Genomic DNA, 12,374 nt, shown 5'->3' with positions numbered 1-12,374 from the left:
CACCGATGAACGACACGTGCTGCGCTCGGTTTCCCTCCTGGACGCCTTCTCGGTACCTCTGGCCACCCAGGTGGCAGGACTCACTCATGATGCGGCGGCACTGCGGCTCACCGAGCGCCCCTTCATCCGCGACGAGCCGACGGGACTGTGGCCCTTCCACCTCCACCAGGTGGTCCGCTCCGCGATCCGTCACGCCGAAGACCACACAGACGACCGCTGGTCCCCCCAGGACTGGCAACGGGCAGCGATGCGCGCCCTGACCGCCCTGGGCCACGAATGGAGCCACGGGCCACGGCGCGACCGCGCCATGCTGATCGGCTGCCTGCGCCAGGGCCTGCGCCTGGCCAGAGACTTCAGCCTCGAACTGGACTGGCTCATCGAGGCCGCCTTCACCTACATCGGCGACTCCGTGTGGGAGCCCCTGGCCCCACCCGCCCACGACCACGAAGCCGCCGCACTGCAGACGCCGGCCGACGCCCTGGTGGAAACCCTCAGCGCCCTGGCACGCCGGCAACGCGAACACCGCGCACACACCGTCACCCGACTCACCGCCGTCATCGACTCCGGCCTCCTGCCTACCGAATTGCACGAGATGGCCGTCTACTACCGGGCCAAGGCACTGCGCGACATCGGACACAGCGCGGACTCACGCCGCGGCTACCAGCAGGTTGTCGACGGCGGCGGCCGCCTGGCCCAGGCCGCCCGGCGCGGACTGGCCCAAGCCGCGCGCCTCGCCGGGGACTTCCCCACCACCTTCGCCGCCGCGCAAACGCTGGGCTGGGAGGGCCGCCACCAGCGGGTCCTGGGCGACGTGTGGTGGTTGCAGGGAGAGCCAGTCCGCGCGGCCGCCGCCTACCTGGCCGGGCGCATCGAAGCCGAACAGCACGCGAAGTCCGGCGAGGCCGCCCACAATCAGGCCCTGCGCGCCCTCGCCGTCGCCTTCTTCGACCCCCACCAGGCCGACGACGAAGTCGACCTGGCTGAACAGCTCCTCGCGCACCTCGACCTGCGTGCGTCCAGGATCAACGCGGCCATCGCCGCTCTCATCCGAGACGCCGGCCACCCCGGGCTCGAAGACCGCGTCCGCGCCCTGCGCACAGAGCTCGACGTCGCGGGCCTCACTTCCATGACACCCACCCTCGAGCTGGCAGCCGCCTTCCACCAAGCCGTACTGGAAGACCACGACGCACTGACAGCCACCATCTCCCGACTACGCGAACTGACCCAGGGCGGCGACTACGCCTACTACACCGACATCGCGCACTTCATGGCCGGCCTCCCGCTCCCTGCCAGGGACACCGCGCCGCAATGGCTCGACAGCGAACAGGCCACCCGCGCGCGGTGGCGCGAGCTCGTCACCGCCCGGCGCACCTTTCTGCGCACCAGAGGGTAGACGGAACAAAAAAGTGCGCAGGCCGCCCAGCAGGTGCCGGGCGGCCTGCGTTCAAGTGGCCAAACCGCCGCCCAGGGTGAGTGGCCAGCAATGGAGAAAGCTTCGCCGGCCGGACCGTGCAGGGGTTCGGGGTGGCGTGCCTCAGCCGTCGAGCCAGGCAGCACCGGGAGTCTTCCGGTGGCCTCGCCAGCGCGGAAGGCTGTAGCGGTTGACCAGTGTCCAGGCGGTGCGAGTGGCATCCTCCACCCATGCATGACCCGCGGCAGGCAGACCACCCACTCCTTGCAGATGGCTTGCGATCTGCTCCTGCAAAATGTGCTTATTGCCCGGTCCGAGGTACTTGAGCACGTAGACCGCAAGGTAGTCCACGTCGTGCGCCCCTCCCCGGCCACTGAGGATGGCCTCGAGCCGGTACGCGAACTTGGATCCAATACTGTGCTCGCCCTCCCCCCCCAGAAACGTGACACCTCCGGATGCGGCAGCATGTCGATCAGATCGATCAGGTGGGCGAGGTCAGCGTCGTCGGCGAGAGTGATTCGATCGGACACGAGCGGCTACCTCCATGGAAGCTCCGGATCCAGACTGGTGTCGCCGATCATCACGCCGCCCACGCAGCGACACGCCACAAGAGGGAAGAACTGCCCGATTCGGGGTGTGTGATGGCCGAGAACGCTTCTGGTCCACGTGGACACGGCCCCAGTCGGCAGCGAGGCACCTGGGCTCCGACGACCCGTCGACGCCACAGACAACGTTGAGCTGCCCCTCGGTCTGTACTCGGCCCACACCACCAGGGCAAGCAGGGCCACCGTGGGCTGGAGTGCAGCACGGCGGGTCTCGGATGACGTTCTGGCGGGTGTTTGTGGCTGACCGCTGACCGCTGACCGCTGACCGCTTTCAGCTAGCGGTCGTTGGGCGGCTTGGGGAGATGGAAGGGAAGAAAAGCGAGCTTGATCTCGCGCTCGGGGTCACTGTTTGCGGCGAAGACGAAGTCGTGTCGTTCCTCGGTCGCGTGCTGACCGTCGCGCTTGTAGTTCGGGTGCTCGCGGAACTTGATGACGGCCTTGGCGATGACGTCGCTGGGGCTTCCCGAGCGGATGAACAGCAGCAGCGCGGCCTTAGTGTCGCGCCAGGTGAGGTAGCTCAGGAGCTGATCGAGCGTGTCGATGATGGTCTTGGGGCCGCGCCAGATTTTGCACTCACCGATGAAGATGTGCCGGTCCTCGACGCGGATGAGGATGTCGGTCTTGCCCGTGTTGTTGAAGACTTCGCCTGCGGCTTCGCCCTTGAAGTGGCCGTTCAGCTGAAGCAGGAGGAGGTCGCGAATCTGCTCCTCGTCCATCTTGGCGCTGGTGCTCGGGGACCGTTCGAGCTGGTTTCTCTGGTGTAGCAGCACTTCAAGAGCTGCCTCGTATTGCCCCTCAGCGAGGGCTGGCTCCGGCCGGAACGGCTGGGATGCGGGTCCCGTCCGTCGCGGAACGATCGTCTTGCGGGTGATCGGGACCGCGTAGGTGTCAGCGTCGGGCCGCTTGCGCATGGGGAAGCCTAGGGAGGCTTGCAGGTTGCGGTTGGCCAGCAGTCGGTCCTTGCGGGTCTGAACCTCTCCGGTGATCCGCTGGGCTGCCTCTTCGTTGTAGGCGTTGACCTGGAGGGTGCTTGAGTCCACCCACTGCTGGATGTCGTTGAGCTGCTTGTCGATGTTCTGCTGGATCGCGCTCGGGTCGGGGTTGAGGGGCTCGGTCCAGTAGAGACGGAGCTCTCCGTCCCTGACGTTTGCGGTCGGGGGAGAGAGAGTGAAGCGGTCGGGCCGGAGCATGAGGAGCTTGCGGTCTCCGGTGTAGGGAACTACCAGGGTCACGGTCGTCGCCCTGATGCTGACGGTCTCGCCGAATTGGCGGGTCGGTATGAAGCCGTCCTCGATCGGTTCGGCGGTTATGCCGTCCCGGTCGAGGACGATCGGCTCGACTACGAACTGCTCTTTGAGCGCCTCAACGACGTCGCTCAGGGGAAGCGACAGAATGGCGTCTTCGTTCCATCCGGCGACCGCGTTAGCGATCTTGCCGAGCTGGTGGTTCAGGGTGTCGGCAAGACGGCCATTGCTGAAGAGCGTGCTGCCCGGGTTCATAGGACCAGTGTGGGGCCTGCTACTGACAAGGGACCCCGAGCCAGCGCCCGGTGATGTAGCCGGCAGCCTGAACTATTGAGGGTTTCGGCGGCTCGGGATGCGGTCGACGAGCCGGGTGACGCCATTGGATGCTTCGAGTTCGACCCGCAGCCTGTGGTTCTCGACGGAGAGCCGGTGGATCTGGGCGATGGCCAGCTTCATTCTGGACGGCGTCGGGGAAGTTCCGCCGGAAGGTGGTGTTGGACAGGCCGAACGTGCGGGCCAAGCAGGTCATCGAGGTCTTTGGCGACGCGTGTGGGACTGGGCAAGTCGGTCCTGCGGGTCACGGTTCCTCCGGGACGGTGCGGTCAAGGAACCGGGCGATCTCGTCCCGGCGCTGAGTCAGACGTGCCTCCAGCAGCGGGGGAGGCAGCAGCGGGGCTGTGAGACGTGCGGTGATCGCAGCGAGTTCGGCTTGCCACTGCTCCCGGTTCGCTGCGGTCAGGGCGACGTTCTGGCAGGCCAGCGGCTGACAGCCGCCATGCTCGGGCAGCCCTTCGGCGGGCCGGGTCGAGGACGACCTGGCTGGTGAAGCCGGCCCGCTGGCCCAGCGCGTCCAGGCGGCGGACCGCCTCCGCGGCGGGCCGGCCCCTCCAACTCGTGATGATCGTGGGCGTCGACCACCTGCAACGCATTCCAGTCAGAACCCTGTTGTGTGGCTGAAACCAGTGCAATGCTGTGACAGCGGTGATCCTCTTCCCCTCCAGGCAGAGATCCTCCACCCGGCCCGCCCGAGTGCCGCCACGCGGACGGCCCTCGCCGTCCCTCCCGGCCTCCCCCGGGAGGGTCGACGCCCCTGACCACCCCCACGTCATACGGGAAGGGGTGGTCCGCATGCAGGCGCTGCAGCACACCAACACGCTCGCCACTGTTGTCAGGGCCGGGGACACAACGACGTTGTTGTCGCTGGCCGACCGGTACGGCGGGCTGATCCTGGCGCCAGCCGCAACACGGGTCATCACTGCGGCGACGGGCCTGCCCATACGGGAACTACCCGGCACCCTTCTTCTCGTAGAGGCCCGGCTCGACGCTGTTTACGAAGGTGGGCTCGCCCTACAGGACTGGCGCGTATAAGCGCCGACCCCCGCGGACGGTCACGAGCGGCACGCTGCCTGACCACCTGCTTTGGCCTCAGGCACACCGCAAATGCGAGCGCCTCGTCATCATTCAGTCCCCGCGTGCGGCCCGCGCGGTCCGTACGCTTTCCTCCAACGCCGCCATCAGGTCCACCGCTGGCGACGGTCCGCCCTCCGCCGGCTCGGCCAGCCCCTCACCCGACGCCTTGGCGGTGACCAGCTGCTCAAGGGCGTGCGCGTACTCGTCATGCAGCTCGCGCGTTTCGATGCCGGTCAGCTGCCTGATCAAAACCTCGGCGAGCTCCAGCTCCCGGTCCGTGACCGGCGCAGACGAGGCCAGGTCCCCTGGCTCGCGCAGCTCGTCCTCCCAGAGCAGAGTCTGAAGAACGAGGACCCCGTGCCGTGGCCGCAACACGGCGAGTCGCTCGCGACGCCGGATGGCGATCTTGGCCACGCCCACGTAGCCGGTTCGGGCGAGGGCCTCTACGAGGAGGGCGTAGGGCCGGTCAGCACCTGGGGCACCAGGCCCTACGAAGTACGGCCGGCTGTAGCTGATCGGGTCGATGTCCTGTCCCGGCACGAAGCCGAGCACCTCAACAACCTGCTTCGTCGGCAACGGCAGAAAGGCGAGGTCCTCCTCCGTCAGCGGCACCATGCGGCCGTCCGGCAGCTCCGCGCCACGCCCGACTTCCTCGTCGGAGATCTCCCTGCCCTCCGCCCGGCAGAAGCGTCTGTGCTCAACCCTGCTGCCGTCCGTGGTGTGAATCTCGTGGAGCCGTACAGGACGCTCCTCGGTAGCCGCGTACAGCCGGACGGGCAGCGCGACCATCCCGAACTGGATCAGCCCCGACCACGTCGCCCTCATGTCTCCAGCCTCAGCCGCCGTCGGCCGGAACGCACCTCAAGCCCGCGTGGCTTTGTCGGTGGGTTGCGTCCTCACCTACGAAGCCGGCATAACTCAGCCCAGGTAGCCGAGGTCACGGTCAGGCTTGCACACCTGGCAAGGGGCGACGCCGTCGGCAAGAGCGCGGAGGGCCTGCGTGCGATCGATAGCCCGAGGGCGTCCACCCGCAAGGCCGCAGCCGCCGACGTGTACCGCCATGGGGGGGGCCGACCCGCGCCAATGCCCAGCTGGATCACCCAGTCCGGAGGCGGAGGAGGAGGCTGACGGGCCGCGACCTCGGCCTGACGCCGCTCCTCCTCATGCAGCCAGCGCCGGGTCTGGTCCAGCTGCTGGAGCTGTACACGCTCCAGAAACCGGAGCAGCTCGATACGCGACGGCGCTTCATCGGACACAAGTTCGATTCTACGCCGATCCGGGCACGCCAGAGCGCCGACCTCGAACGATGAGGCCGGGGCTCGTGTGCTCCGGTGGGCTACGCCACGGCAGGATGCCGGACAACCCGCTTGAGCTCTTTCTCCACTTCGCACCTGTTCTGCCCCGTCGCCCGGGCATGCTCAGTGATCGCCATATGCACCCGCGCAGCAGTCTCCGCCGTCAATGCGTTCGCCTGCTGCTCGGCCCACGCAGCCCGTTCGAGCTCGATGAGCTCATCATTCAGTTCGATTGCCACGGCCGGATCCTAATCCGCAGGTCTGACATCACCCCGGAACACCACTCGCCTCGGCGCGAGGCCGTTTCAGGGGTTCAAGTCCAAGACGCGGACCGGCTCTCCCTCCCACCGCTTCGGGACGGTGGTGGCGACAATCGCGCCGTCCGGCCGGTCGGGCGTGGGCTGCGCCGCGTACTGACTGTGCGCTGCCGCCCATGTTTCCTGGCGCGCCACGGTCAGGGCGGCGGCCAGGTCCAGGTCGACGACGGTGATGCCGGGTAATGCGGCCAAATGTTCGGCTGTTCCCGGCCGGGCACGGTCGGCCTCGACCAGTGCGCACGCCGGGGCGTAGAGGAACCAGCCGGATTCGGCGTGGGCGCGGTGGATGAGCCGGGAGGCGAGGATGTTGCCCTGGCCGGCGGCGGCCATCGCCGTCTCGTCCAGCACGATGTGCATGGCCTCGGTCACCGGCTCTTCACCTCGGCAAGGCGCCGGTCCAGTTCGCTGTCCAGGTCATGTTCCTCAGCCGTGGAAGGGGCGTAGCCGTTCCACTCCTTCAGTGCCGCACGGGCCTGCTCCGCGCGCTCGGCGCGCTCTTGCGGAGTCAAGAGGGTTTCGGCGAGGCGGGCCAGGTAAGCGCGCAGCGACAGGCCCTCGGCGGCCGCGATGGCGGCGAGCCGGTCCTTGGCTTCCTCGGGGATTCGGACATTGGCATCAGACATCGTCGTACTCCTTCCCATCCCCCAAGGGTACGGGTACGTACCCGTACCCGCCGCCAGTCGACGAACAATCACAGACGGCTCTGGACCCACACGCCGAGGACTCCGGCCAGGGCGGTTCCGGTGCCGTAACAGACTCCGCGCAGCAGGTGCATGAGGGCAGTGCGCCGACGGCGGGCTGCCCAGCGCACGAAGCGGGTCAGCGGACCGGGGCGGGGAGCGGGAGGATCCGGGATGGGGGGCATCGGGTGCTCCTTGACGGAATTCGGGCATGGTCGGCAGCCCCCGGTCGCCCGTGTGCTTGAGTTCTAGTGGTCGTCGCAACACCCCAGTTCAGGGGACGCGATGGACTTCAAGATCCGGGATAGCCGGAAGGAACAAGGGCGCCGGAAGCTGCACCGGGAGCGGGAGGAATACTTCCGGCTCGTGCAGCAGGGACTCAACAACGCGGAGGCCAGCCGACCTCCCGGCGTCAACCCTCGGACGGGTCGCGAATGGCGTAACGGCCGTCCCGAGGGCGGCAAGAAGCGGCCGAGGCCGCCCGCCCGTCCTGGGCGAGCGGCCTCTTCGCTGTCCCGGTATCTCTCTGAACCTGAGCGCATCCACATCGCCGACCGGCTACGGGAGAACGCCACCGTCCGAGCGATCGCCACAGAGCTGGACCGCAGCCCTTCCACGATCAGCCGGGAGATACGCCGCAATGGAATACCGGAGCGTGGGGACGCCGCCCGATGGTCCTACCGGCCCTACGCTGCTCAGAGCAGGGCCGACGCCCGCCGCCCCAGGCCCAAGCCCGGGAAAATCGGCCAGTGCACCCGGCTGCGGGACTACATCCAGGAGCGTCTGGAAAGACGCTGGAGTCCGGAACAGATAGCCCACCAGATCCGCCGGGACTTCCCCGACAACCCTGAGATGCGCGTGGCACACGAGACGATCTACCAGGCGCTCTACGTTCAAGGCCGCGGTGAACTCCGCCGTGAACTCACCAAGGCCCTGCGGACCGGACGGGCCCGCCGGCGCCCCCAGCGCCGGGCCTACAAGCGTCAGCCCCGCTTCACCGCGCCCATGGTGATGATCAGCGACCGCCCGGTCGAAGCAGCCGACCGCGCCATTCCCGGCCACTGGGAAGGCGACTGCATCGTCGGTGCTAACAACGGCTCCGCGATCGGCACACTGGTCGAACGCACGACCCGCTTCACCATGCTGGTGCACCTGCCCGACGGCCACCGGGCAGAACCCTTCCATCAGGCTCTCACCGCCACGATCAGCGGACTCCCGCCCCACCTGCGGCGGTCACTGACCTGGGATCAGGGCATAGAGATGGCAGGCCACCACCTCTTCTCCACCGCCACGAACATGCCGGTCTACTTCTGCAATCCCGGCAGCCCCTGGCAGCGCGGCTCCAACGAAAACACGAACGGCCTGCTGAGGCAGTACTTCCCCAAGGGCACCGACCTTTCCCGCTACAACCGCGAGGACCTGCACGCCGCCGCAGCCGAACTCAACAGCCGCCCACGCAAAACGCTCGGCTGGGAAACCCCGGCCGAGCGTCTCGCTAAGCTCCTGGCAACAGCCAGTTGATCACCTGTGTTGCAACGACCCATGGAATTCGCCCTGGCGTGATCCGGGGGCTGATGTGTCGGTGCGGTCTTCAGGAGGGGGTGTGACGTGGCCGTTGCCGCGCTGCGCTGGTGCCTCGCGGCCATGAGGCACCAGCGCGGCCGCAGAGTGTGAGTCAGGGCCTGACGAGGGCCTCGGGGAGCTGTTCGAACGTCATGAAGTTGCGCAGCTCGGTGTTCCACGGGGCTTGGCAGGCGAGGCCATCGGCTATGGGCGCTCTTCCCTGGACAGGGTGGGGGCGGTGCCGGTCAGGGGTGTAACCCAGCATGCGGGCGAAGGTCCGCCACAGGCGGGCGTCTTGCACGCAGTCGGCGCCGGCATGGTGGGCGGCGAGCAGGTGGGCGGCGAGAGGATCGCCGGCTCCGGCGGCGAAGCGCCACCAGTACAGGGCGCTTTCGCAGCGGTCGATGGTGTAGAGCAGGCAGGCGAAGGTACGGGCGCCCGTTTGGTCGTAGTCACTGTCGAAGGCCAGCAGCGTTTCGATGTCGTCGGAGCGCAGCACGCTCTCACAGGTGCGCCGCACGTAGTCGAGTACCGCTGCGGGGCGCACCGTTGGGTCGGGCGTGATGATCGGGGTGGGGCGGCGGCGCAGCGCCCTGCGGATGCGGGGGCGGGTGGACCGCTGAACGAGTGGCTTGTACGACGGCGGTGGCGCAACGGGCCCCGCCGGCTCTTCTTCCTCCTCTGCGGGCTGCGGGCCGGATCCCACCTGCACCCTGGCCGGGCGGGCGGCGTCCTGGGCGATACGAACGGCGAGGCGCTGCATGAAGTCGTCGGTGTCGTGTGTGCTGATCATGTCGTGGAGTACCTGCGCCTCGCCGCGCAAGGTTTCTTCGATCATCAGGAATCCCCTTTCCCCGGTTCGGGGTCCATGAGGGCTTGCAGGTTCTTTCGTCCCTTTTGAATGTTGGCCTTGGCGGCTTCTTTCGTGATGTTGAGGTGCACAGCGATTTCGTCGACGGTCTGGTCCTCGAGATAACGCAGCCGGACGCATTCGGCCTGCTGCGGTGCCCGTGCCCGAAGGCGGTCAAGGGCGTGGTCAAGCCGGTCGTAGCCGCGCAGCAAGAGGATGTCGTCGACCGTGGGTGTGTCGGCGTACGCGGTGTACGACGTTCCCGGAATGGACACTTCGCGGCTGATGTGGCGGGCACGCTTGCGGTAGAAGTCGGTGATCGCCGCGCGAAGGATCATGTGGGCGAGGGCGAGTGGATTGGGATGGGCTTCGATCCGGGGCCACTTGCGGGACATCTGTATCCCTGCGTCCATGAGGGCCTCGTCGGCGTCGTGCAGGTTGCGCAACCGCCGTACCGCGATGCGCAGGAAGTCATCCTTGCGCCTGGCGAAGAACACCTCGAAGGCGTGCAGTTCAGCCGGCCGCGTCAGGTCGCTGCCCTGTCCGGACGAATCGTTCACCGCACCTCCCGCTGGCATGGAGGAAGCGGGATGCGGCGCAGCCCCTGCGGCGCCAGCTTGTTCTGCTGCGAGGGATGCAGCGGCGCGACGCGCACAGCGGAGCGATGCTCCGGGCGAGCCTGCGAGGCGATGCGGACGCCACGGCAAAGACCGCGGTCGAAGCCCGCGTCGGGCAGCTGGTGTGCGACGGCTCGCGCCGTCGCACACCGGACCTGGTGAAGCCTCACGGACCCTCCTTCGTTCCAAGTCGGCTTCTGACACGCGTCGTTGCGAGCCAGGACGAGCGAGAGTCGGTTCTCTCACCCCTACACCGTTCAAAGGAGGCCTCGGGGGTAACTCTGCGGCACATGCTCTTTTCGGAACGTGATCATTCGTTCGGTGACACCCTGTGTGACCTGCACCCCCACACTGTCACGTGACGCTAATCACATCGGTAACGCGCGCATACGCCGAGGACCGCCACCGCTGTCCGCCTGGCGCACTACCTGCATGAACACGCCAGACAGAGACTTCGCAAACGTGATCACCATTGCCGCGATGCGGCGTACGCCCCACGCCCGCGAACCGATGCCTGCCGCTATACGCGGGCTGGGTCGATGCCCCCGCTCAGGGCGAGCATCCGGCTTCACCGAGGGCGAGGGCGAGGGCTTCGAGAACTCACGACAGGGGCATCGTTTCTAATTCGTTGCTAAGGCCTCTGGCAGTGCGGGTGGCTCTGCCGGGGCGTGTTCGAGTGATGGACCGTGACGTCTCGTGTCAGCCCGGCGGGCGACGCCTTGCTATAGATCGGCGCGCGGTCCGTTGCTCGTGGTGATCGCGTGAGCGCCGGACGAAGGCCCACATCGTTTCTGGCCACCGAGGCCTTACCGCAGAGAGGCAGCGTCCGGCGCTCTCGCGATCGCCACCACTCGATTCCTTGATCACTCGTTGGTGTTGGTGGTGCGAGCCCGCCGTGCGGATGACCTCTTGTTACGTCCGAGCTGTTCGAGCTCCTGGTCAGACCGAGGCCCGTTCGGTGCGCTGGTGCCACGAACGGCTTGTGAGGTGTCGGCCCGGCCCTTGGCGGTTGAGGCCTGGAATTAGGTCGCTGCGTGGCCCGCATGCGCTCGTGACCAGCGCAATCACCCGCACTTTGGGGAGGGAACAACTTGATCTACTGCGGAATTGACTGGGCGGAACGAACCCACGACGTTGCCCTGGTCGACGACACCGGCCAGCTGCTGGCCAAACGGCATATCTCTGATGATGCGGACGGCTACAAGATCCTGCTGGACTTGCTCGCCGAGTACGGCGACACCGAGGACGACCCGATCCCGGTTGCCATCGAGACCTCCCGCGGCCTGCTCGTGGCAGTCCTCAGGGCTGGCAAGCGGCAGGTCTTCGCGATCAATCCGCTGGCTGCCGCCCGCTACCGCGACCGGCGCTCCGTCTCCCGCGCGAAGTCCGACCCCGGCGACGCGCTCGTCCTGGCGAACATCCTCCGCACTGACATGCACGCCCATCGCACGCTGCCCCAAGACTCCGACTTGGCCCGTGCCATCGCCGTGCTCGCCCGGGCTCAGCAGGACGCGACCTGGAACCGGCAGCAGATCTCCAACCAGCTTCGGTCGCTGCTGCGCGAGTACTACCCCTCCGCACTCGACGCGTTCGCCACCTGGACCAATGGCCTGTGCCGACCCGAAGCCCGTGAACTCCTGAAGCTCGCCCCGACCCCAGCCCGGGCGGCCCGGCTGAGCAAGACCCAGATTGGCGCGGCGCTCAAGCGAGCCGGCCGTCAGCGGGGGATCGAGCCCGAGGCCGAGCGGCTCCGCGCAGTGTTCCGCGCCGACTGGGCCCACCAGCCGCCGCTCGTCGAAGACGCGCTGGGCAAGCAGATGCTTGCCCTTCTGGTCCAGTTGGACGCCGCCTGCACGGCCGCCGACGACCTTGCGAAGGCGGTGGCCGAGGCGTTCCCTCAGCACCCGGACGCTGAGATCATCCTCAGCTTCCCCGGCCTCGGCACTCAGCTCGGCGCCCGGGTGCTGGCCGAGATCGGAGACGACCGCAACCGCTTCGCTGACGCGCGCGGTCTCAAGGCTTACGCGGGCGCCTCGCCCATCACCCGAGCCTCCGGGAAGAAGTCCAGCATCACCCGCCGCTGGGTCAAGAACGACCGTCTGAACCACGCCGGCTACCTGTGGGCCTTTTCCGCCCTCAGAGCCTCACCAGGTGCGATGGCGCACTACCGGAGACGGCGTGACGAGCACGGAGACTGGCACGCAGCCGCCCAGCGAAACCTCTTCAACCGCTTGATCGGCCAGCTCTACCACTGCATCCAGAAGCGGGTGCTGTTCGATGAGCAGAGTGAGGTTGATCCCGGGGAGTGGACACCGTGTTTCATGCGACGAGTGACAGCGTACGTGTCGTGATCAGTTGTTGTTCAAACTCGGCTGGTGTGCG

Annotated in this window: 17 protein-coding genes; 5 read left to right on the top strand and 12 right to left on the bottom strand. The window is 67.5% G+C overall.

All coding sequences use genetic code 11. The features are described 5' to 3' along the window. Positions 1–16: 16 nt before the first annotated feature. Positions 17–1,393, top strand: coding sequence for a hypothetical protein (locus ACWIHY_RS35180; protein ID WP_454380471.1), 1,377 nt, complete (start codon positions 17–19; stop codon positions 1,391–1,393). 141 nt (positions 1,394–1,534) lie between these two features. Here ACWIHY_RS35180 and ACWIHY_RS35175 read toward each other — a convergent pair whose 3' ends face one another. The 3 genes from ACWIHY_RS35175 to ACWIHY_RS35165 all read right to left on the bottom strand — a co-directional run bounded on the left by ACWIHY_RS35175 (position 1,535) and on the right by ACWIHY_RS35165 (position 3,716). Next, on the bottom strand, positions 1,535–1,762 hold the full coding sequence (locus ACWIHY_RS35175) for a hypothetical protein (protein ID WP_454380470.1): 228 nt from the start codon (positions 1,760–1,762) through the stop codon (positions 1,535–1,537). Positions 1,763–2,291: 529 nt separating this feature from the next. Next, complete coding sequence (locus ACWIHY_RS35170; RefSeq protein WP_454380469.1) at positions 2,292–3,515, bottom strand: hypothetical protein; 1,224 nt, start codon at positions 3,513–3,515, stop codon at positions 2,292–2,294. A 72-nt stretch (positions 3,516–3,587) separates the two neighbouring features. Further along, on the bottom strand, positions 3,588–3,716 hold the full coding sequence (locus ACWIHY_RS35165; protein WP_454380468.1) for a hypothetical protein: 129 nt from the start codon (positions 3,714–3,716) through the stop codon (positions 3,588–3,590). Between the two features lie 672 nt (positions 3,717–4,388). Here ACWIHY_RS35165 and ACWIHY_RS35160 point away from each other — a divergent pair. Next, positions 4,389–4,628 (top strand): hypothetical protein, encoded by a 240-nt coding sequence (locus tag ACWIHY_RS35160; RefSeq protein WP_454380466.1) that lies wholly within the window; start codon positions 4,389–4,391, stop codon positions 4,626–4,628. A 93-nt stretch (positions 4,629–4,721) separates the two neighbouring features. Here the strand turns inward: ACWIHY_RS35160 and ku are convergent, their stop codons facing one another. Together ku and ACWIHY_RS35150 are read right to left on the bottom strand one after the other, a co-directional pair. Further along, entirely contained in the window at positions 4,722–5,495 is a 774-nt protein-coding gene (ku, locus tag ACWIHY_RS35155) for a non-homologous end joining protein Ku (protein WP_454380465.1), read from the bottom strand. A gap of 93 nt (positions 5,496–5,588) precedes the next feature. Then, a complete protein-coding gene (locus tag ACWIHY_RS35150; protein WP_454380463.1) occupies positions 5,589–5,732 on the bottom strand; it encodes a DUF6233 domain-containing protein in 144 nt (47 codons plus the stop codon). 101 nt (positions 5,733–5,833) lie between these two features. On the opposite strand from ACWIHY_RS35150, the gene ACWIHY_RS35145 reads away from it, so the two are divergent. Then, positions 5,834–5,980: a hypothetical protein gene (locus ACWIHY_RS35145; RefSeq protein ID WP_454380462.1), complete on the top strand. Its 147-nt coding sequence runs from the start codon at positions 5,834–5,836 to the stop codon at positions 5,978–5,980. Between the two features lie 26 nt (positions 5,981–6,006). Here ACWIHY_RS35145 and ACWIHY_RS35140 read toward each other — a convergent pair whose 3' ends face one another. The 4 genes from ACWIHY_RS35140 to ACWIHY_RS35125 all read right to left on the bottom strand — a co-directional run bounded on the left by ACWIHY_RS35140 (position 6,007) and on the right by ACWIHY_RS35125 (position 7,147). Beyond that, the gene (locus tag ACWIHY_RS35140) at positions 6,007–6,204 is read right to left on the bottom strand and encodes a hypothetical protein (RefSeq protein ID WP_454380461.1); all 198 of its coding nucleotides are present in this window, start codon (positions 6,202–6,204) and stop codon (positions 6,007–6,009) included. Between the two features lie 66 nt (positions 6,205–6,270). Beyond that, positions 6,271–6,639, bottom strand: a complete 369-nt coding sequence (locus tag ACWIHY_RS35135) for a hypothetical protein (protein ID WP_454380499.1) — start codon at positions 6,637–6,639, stop codon at positions 6,271–6,273. Between the two features lie 8 nt (positions 6,640–6,647). Then, positions 6,648–6,905: a hypothetical protein gene (locus ACWIHY_RS35130; RefSeq protein WP_454380460.1), complete on the bottom strand. Its 258-nt coding sequence runs from the start codon at positions 6,903–6,905 to the stop codon at positions 6,648–6,650. Between the two features lie 68 nt (positions 6,906–6,973). Then, positions 6,974–7,147 carry a hypothetical protein gene (locus tag ACWIHY_RS35125; protein WP_454380459.1) on the bottom strand — a complete coding sequence of 58 codons (174 nt, stop codon included), beginning with the start codon at positions 7,145–7,147 and terminating at the stop codon, positions 6,974–6,976. 100 nt (positions 7,148–7,247) lie between these two features. On the opposite strand from ACWIHY_RS35125, the gene ACWIHY_RS35120 reads away from it, so the two are divergent. Then, on the top strand, positions 7,248–8,483 hold the full coding sequence (locus tag ACWIHY_RS35120; protein WP_454380457.1) for an IS30 family transposase: 1,236 nt from the start codon (positions 7,248–7,250) through the stop codon (positions 8,481–8,483). Between the two features lie 154 nt (positions 8,484–8,637). Here the strand turns inward: ACWIHY_RS35120 and ACWIHY_RS35115 are convergent, their stop codons facing one another. Genes ACWIHY_RS35115 through ACWIHY_RS35105 form a run of 3 tightly spaced genes read right to left on the bottom strand, consistent with a single transcriptional unit; the run spans position 8,638 to position 10,162 of the window. Then, positions 8,638–9,363: a hypothetical protein gene (locus ACWIHY_RS35115; protein WP_454380456.1), complete on the bottom strand. Its 726-nt coding sequence runs from the start codon at positions 9,361–9,363 to the stop codon at positions 8,638–8,640. Next, complete coding sequence (locus tag ACWIHY_RS35110; RefSeq protein WP_454380454.1) at positions 9,363–9,935, bottom strand: RNA polymerase sigma factor; 573 nt, start codon at positions 9,933–9,935, stop codon at positions 9,363–9,365. Before ACWIHY_RS35110 ends, ACWIHY_RS35115 begins: the two co-directional genes overlap by 1 nt. Next, positions 9,932–10,162: a hypothetical protein gene (locus ACWIHY_RS35105; protein WP_454380453.1), complete on the bottom strand. Its 231-nt coding sequence runs from the start codon at positions 10,160–10,162 to the stop codon at positions 9,932–9,934. The genes ACWIHY_RS35110 and ACWIHY_RS35105 overlap by 4 nt, the downstream gene beginning before the upstream one ends. A 921-nt stretch (positions 10,163–11,083) precedes the next feature. Between ACWIHY_RS35105 and ACWIHY_RS35100 the strand changes: the two genes are divergently transcribed. Beyond that, entirely contained in the window at positions 11,084–12,343 is a 1,260-nt protein-coding gene (locus ACWIHY_RS35100; protein WP_454380451.1) for an IS110 family transposase, read from the top strand. The last annotated feature ends 31 nt before the right edge of the window (positions 12,344–12,374 follow it).

Source organism: Streptomyces sp. NPDC055287, from assembly GCF_053646035.1.
This window is presented reverse-complemented; position numbering and strand designations above follow the sequence as displayed.

Coding starts and splice junctions, on each gene's coding strand:
- ACWIHY_RS35170 (WP_454380469.1), bottom strand. CDS start 3,515: ATGAACCCGGGCAGCACGCTCTTCAGCAATGGCCGTCTTGCCGACACC.
- ACWIHY_RS35165 (WP_454380468.1), bottom strand. CDS start 3,716: ATGAAGCTGGCCATCGCCCAGATCCACCGGCTCTCCGTCGAGAACCAC.
- ACWIHY_RS35160 (WP_454380466.1), top strand. CDS start 4,389: ATGCAGGCGCTGCAGCACACCAACACGCTCGCCACTGTTGTCAGGGCC.
- ku (WP_454380465.1), bottom strand. CDS start 5,495: ATGAGGGCGACGTGGTCGGGGCTGATCCAGTTCGGGATGGTCGCGCTG.
- ACWIHY_RS35150 (WP_454380463.1), bottom strand. CDS start 5,732: ATGGCGGTACACGTCGGCGGCTGCGGCCTTGCGGGTGGACGCCCTCGG.
- ACWIHY_RS35145 (WP_454380462.1), top strand. CDS start 5,834: ATGCAGCCAGCGCCGGGTCTGGTCCAGCTGCTGGAGCTGTACACGCTC.
- ACWIHY_RS35135 (WP_454380499.1), bottom strand. CDS start 6,639: ATGCACATCGTGCTGGACGAGACGGCGATGGCCGCCGCCGGCCAGGGC.
- ACWIHY_RS35130 (WP_454380460.1), bottom strand. CDS start 6,905: ATGTCTGATGCCAATGTCCGAATCCCCGAGGAAGCCAAGGACCGGCTC.
- ACWIHY_RS35125 (WP_454380459.1), bottom strand. CDS start 7,147: ATGCCCCCCATCCCGGATCCTCCCGCTCCCCGCCCCGGTCCGCTGACC.
- ACWIHY_RS35120 (WP_454380457.1), top strand. CDS start 7,248: ATGGACTTCAAGATCCGGGATAGCCGGAAGGAACAAGGGCGCCGGAAG.
- ACWIHY_RS35115 (WP_454380456.1), bottom strand. CDS start 9,363: ATGATCGAAGAAACCTTGCGCGGCGAGGCGCAGGTACTCCACGACATG.